Below are 2,574 nucleotides of genomic sequence, written 5' to 3' on the forward strand. Positions count from 1 at the left end.
GGGACGCCGTRAACCCATCCMTGGGGGCTTGGTCGCGGCATCCATGCCGCTCACACCCCGCAAACCCACAGTGCCCCGCCTTCGACAATTCCCGGCTGCTGTTGGTAGGTGTCGACCTTGGTCGACACGTMGATCCACGCCATGCGTGGATGCTCTTCGATCCAATATCGAAATATTCGATTTCSATSGRRATTCATCCACGCATGGCGTGGATCCAACAGACACCTGGAAACTGTCAGAGGCGGGGTGGTGTGGGGTTGCAGGACCGTTGGCGCCATGTATGGCGCCATCGAGCCCCCAAGGATGAGGGCGCTTTGCTTGCGAAGCACTGCTTCGCAAGCGSCCGAACGCACAGCCGCCAGCGGCTGGGCCGGACCGCGGAGCGGGGTTTACGGCGTCTCCCGCAACCGGGCCCACCACGCCATCCCACGGAATGCCGCTGTTGCTGTTGCTATTGCTCTTAAGGTTGCCGGCCAGCGGCCGGCACTACCGCGGGTGCAGGGCGCAGCCCTGCCGACCATCCTTATCGCAGTTGGCTGTCCTTGCTGCCCCGGCGGTTGTAGCCACTCTGCGCCTGTTCCTCTTCGTCGTGCGCCTGCTGACAGTTCACGCACAGCCGTACGCCGGGCACCGCCTGACGCCGCGCCAAGGGAATCGGCGCGTCGCATTCTTCACAGTGTTCCAGACCCGGACCCTGGCGCAGCTGGCGCCGCGCGCGGGCAATCGCATCGTCGACGGTGGCGTCGATCTGGTCCTGGACCGCGCCATCTCCGGCCCAACCGGTAGCCATGGCCATCCTCCGCAGGTGTGTCGCCTGATATGGGGACAATACACCCACGGAAAAGGCATCTGCGTCCGCAGCGCTTCAGCAACCTGAGCAGAGAAGGGGACGGAGGGGATTACGTCGTTTGTGGCAGAAACGACGTAACCCCCTCCGTCCCCCTTTTTCTTACCAGACCAGGTCGTCGGGGACCTGGAACTGTGCGTAGTAGGCGTCGTCCTCGGCGTTGCCGGTGGAGATCTCGGCGCTGGAGCCGGGCGTGCCATGGTCGACGACGATGGCCTCCGGGGCGCGCTCGCGCACCTTCTCCGCTGCCGCGCGCGGCAGCACCGCGTAGCTGTCGCCATGGGCCACGATGACCAGCACGCCCACCGACAACGCCTTGCGCAGCTTGGTATCGATCAACAGGGTGCGGATCACCGCGCCATCGCTGAAGCGGTACTCGTCCTCGCCTTTGTGCGGCACGGCGTGGGCGCTGATGATCTGCCTGGCCTGCGCCTTACGCTCAGCCTGCTTGGCCTGCGCGTTGCGCTCGGCAGCCAGCGCACGGTCACGCTCGATCTTCTCGGCCCGCGCGCGTTCAGCTTCACGCTGGACCTCTGCCGACGTCGACTCGGCCTTGCCCTGGCGGGCCTTGGCCTGTTCACGCGCGGCGGCACTGGCCTGCGACTTCTTGGCCAGGCCGGCCTTGAGCAATTGTTCCTGCAGCGCGTTGGGCTTTGCCATGGTCGATACGTACCGCGTGTAATCTGGATGCCCCATTCTACCGACGCGCCGACGCCCCTGCATGGCTGTCCTGAAGTACCTCACCGGCTACCCCGAACCCCTGGTCGCCCAGGTCAGCGATCTGCTGGCGCAGGGCAAGCTCGGCCCCTGGCTGCAGCAGCGCCGGGCCACCCGGCCGGGCCGGCTCCGGTGCCCCGCTAACGACGCCGGCGGCCTGGGCAAGGATGGCGGCGCGGAGTTCCTTGGCCTCGGCGATCGGGAGGTAGGCCAGGTGCACCGCGGCCTTGCCGGCGTCGGCGACGTCGAACCTGAGCTCCGCGAGCCCGAAAATCCGCGCCAGCAGCGGCTGCACGACGTCGATCGCCTGCACCCGGTCCAGCCGCGCCTGGCGTTGCTGTTTGAACACGAAACCGGTGTTGAGACGGACGTAGCCGTCCGCCACCTGGAAGCGGGTGAAATACCAGCTCAGCACGTAACCAAGCACGATCAGCAGCAGCACGGCACCGCCGCCGATCACTAACCACGGCGCCCGCTCGGCAAACCGCTCGTCAAAGACCGGGTCGCCCCGGAGCAAGCGTTCGAAGGCGTCGCGGCCAAAGAAGAAGAACAGTGCGGCCAGCGCCACCCACCCCCGGACGAAGGGCGACGCCGGATGGACGCGCCGCCAGCCGTTTCCGGCGGCGGTCACAGCCCGGCCAGACGGGCCTCGCCGCGGGCGGACAGCTGCTCCCGGAGCCGTGCCCCCTCCACGGCGGGCAGGCCCGGAATCTCCGCACTGGTGCCGGCCGAGGCGGTGTGAAGCTTAACAGTGCACAGGCCCAGCCCGCGTTCGACCGGACCGGCCCCGATATCCACATACTGCATGCGCCCGTACGGGACCACGAGGGTGCGCTGGAAGAAAATGCCGCGGCGGATCAGCAGGTCGTCCTCACGTTCGGCGTAGCCAATGGAACGCACCTGGCGCGGGATGAGCACGAGCCGCCAGAGTGCCAGCACGAAGGCCGCGGCGGGCACAGCGGCCGCGAGCCACAGCGGCGGCCAGGTCCAGGCTCCGTTTAGGACCAGGA

The 2,574-nt window shown here is 67.4% G+C and carries 3 protein-coding genes and 1 pseudogene; all 4 read right to left on the bottom strand.

Going from position 1 to position 2,574, the window contains the following annotated elements; translation table 11 throughout:
- Positions 1 to 523: 523 nt before the first annotated feature.
- The gene (locus AB4Y86_RS16490; protein WP_025879161.1) at positions 524 to 790 is read right to left on the bottom strand and encodes a DksA/TraR family C4-type zinc finger protein; all 267 of its coding nucleotides are present in this window, start codon (positions 788 to 790) and stop codon (positions 524 to 526) included.
- 159 nt (positions 791 to 949) lie between these two features.
- Positions 950 to 1,507: a DUF2058 domain-containing protein gene (locus AB4Y86_RS16495; protein ID WP_312787298.1), complete on the bottom strand. Its 558-nt coding sequence runs from the start codon at positions 1,505 to 1,507 to the stop codon at positions 950 to 952.
- A gap of 172 nt (positions 1,508 to 1,679) precedes the next feature.
- Positions 1,680 to 2,195 (bottom strand): annotated as a pseudogene (locus AB4Y86_RS16500) (PH domain-containing protein); the annotation flags it as partial.
- Positions 2,192 to 2,574, bottom strand: a 383-nt coding sequence (locus AB4Y86_RS16505) for a PH domain-containing protein (protein WP_441403256.1), incomplete at its 5' end; no start/stop codon positions are given. The pseudogene AB4Y86_RS16500 and the gene AB4Y86_RS16505, both read right to left, overlap by 4 nt.

Source organism: Arthrobacter sp. 2YAF22_2 (assembly GCF_052114645.1).
In the GTDB taxonomy this organism is placed as follows: Bacteria; Actinomycetota; Actinomycetes; order Actinomycetales; family Micrococcaceae; genus Arthrobacter.

Coding starts and splice junctions, on each gene's coding strand:
- AB4Y86_RS16490 (WP_025879161.1), bottom strand. CDS start 790: ATGGCTACCGGTTGGGCCGGAGATGGCGCGGTCCAGGACCAGATCGAC.
- AB4Y86_RS16495 (WP_312787298.1), bottom strand. CDS start 1,507: ATGGCAAAGCCCAACGCGCTGCAGGAACAATTGCTCAAGGCCGGCCTG.